1 protein-coding gene is annotated in these 1,750 nt (G+C 27.2%); it reads right to left on the bottom strand.

Annotation, left to right across the window (positions count from 1 at the left end; all coding sequences use genetic code 11):
- Positions 1-223: 223 nt before the first annotated feature.
- Entirely contained in the window at positions 224-1,231 is a 1,008-nt protein-coding gene (locus NSA58_RS19770; RefSeq protein WP_074429920.1) for a GH25 family lysozyme, read from the bottom strand.
- Positions 1,232-1,750: the final 519 nt, after the last annotated feature.

Here is a 1,750-nt window from a genome sequence, read left to right as displayed (position 1 = left end):
GTATTATTAAAAAATTTGCTTAAGCTATTGCGTGTGCGATCCACTTCATATCGCTGACGAGATGCCTTTGCTCCGCTTAAGGCAACTCCGTTGCTCAAATTTTACTTTTTTACTATTTATCAAACGTCTTGCTATTACTTTGATATAGGAGTGTTCTACAAACGTAAGAGTATTATAATATCCTAGAATGTAAAAAAGTACCAGAGTTTCTGGTACTTTAAATTTAAATGTATGAAATTATAGATTCATGAGTTTTAACTCCAGCTATTCCATCTACTTGAAGGTTTTTCTTTTTTTGATACTTCTCTACGGTTGATTGTGTATCTTTTCCAAAATATCCATCAATAGCAATATCATAACCTAGTTCTTTTAATGATTTTTGAAGCCATTTAGTGTGCTCTAGTTTTTTATTTTTACTTTTAATACTTAATGGATGCTTTTCTACTACTGCTTTTGTTTTAGGTCCCCAAATACCATCTTCAGCTAATTTACAATCATATGATTCATTTAAAGCATTTTGTAATGACTTAATTAAAATTTTAATTATGTTATCTTCTTTATTATTATCTTTGTCTGTATTAGAGTCTGTATCAGTTCTAGAATTATTTTCACTATTATTATTTTTTTTATATTTTTTATAACAATAATCTAAATCAACATTTCCGCTTATACCAGATACTCTTCCACTTTCGCTATATTGCCACATTACATGGCTCTCACTATATGTGCATCTTGAAGTATATTGAGCTATCCACAAATCATATTCTCTTTGAATACTTTTAAAAAAGTAGTTATTTGAGAAATCTATATTTGTATAAAGTCCAGGTATATATCCACCTTTTTGAATTTCTTTTAAAAAAGCATGAGCAAATGCTGTTGCTTTTGTTTTATTTATAGTTACACCGTGTTTTTTAGCGTAACTTACACTATCATATTCTAAATCATAAAATATAGGATAAGTTATTTTATCTTTATATGGTTTAATTACTTCCATACATTTAACAGCCTCTAATCTTGCTTTTTCTTCACTTATAGCATAACTAAACCAATATATTCCAACATCAAGATCTTCCTCGATTGCTCCCTTAATATATTCTTCAAATCTTTCATCTATAGTAGATGAGCCATATCCGGCTCTAATAATAACAAATTTTATGCCATCATTTTTTACTTTTTCCCAATTAATATATCCATTATGTTTAGATACATCAATACCTTTAATAGCTGCCATTTAATCACTTCCTTATATAATATATATGGAAAAGAATCTACTAAAAAAGTAGATTCTTTTCTTTTGAATGGCCTGTTTATTATATGAAATATTATCTAAAGTTATTTAGAATTGTAATTTTGAAAGTACTAGCTTTAATAAGCAATTACGTTATTATCCAATTAATTATTTTAATACTCCTTTTATTTCCTTAGAATAAATAAGAGCTTTTTTGTTTAGTTTTGATTTTTATAACCACTTATAATCTATATTATTAAGTTGCATAACTTTTTGTTACTAAAAACGACATGATTTTTATTTTATTTATTATTTAATATAAAAAATTCACTTAAGCCACTGTGTTGGCGCTCCACTTCATATGGCCAACGAGATGCCTTTGATTCGATTCAGGTAACTCCGTTGCTCAAGTCACAAAGTTGGAAATTATACGTTATCCATAAATCAGATAACATATAAATTTCCTTACAATTAAAAAGACTAAGTAGATAATCTACTTAGTCTTTTTTGGTAATATCTTAA

Source organism: Terrisporobacter muris (genome assembly GCF_024621905.1).
Lineage (GTDB): Bacteria > Bacillota > Clostridia > Peptostreptococcales > Peptostreptococcaceae > Terrisporobacter > Terrisporobacter muris.
Note: the sequence above shows the minus strand (reverse complement) of the source record. Positions and strands in the feature narration are given on the sequence as shown.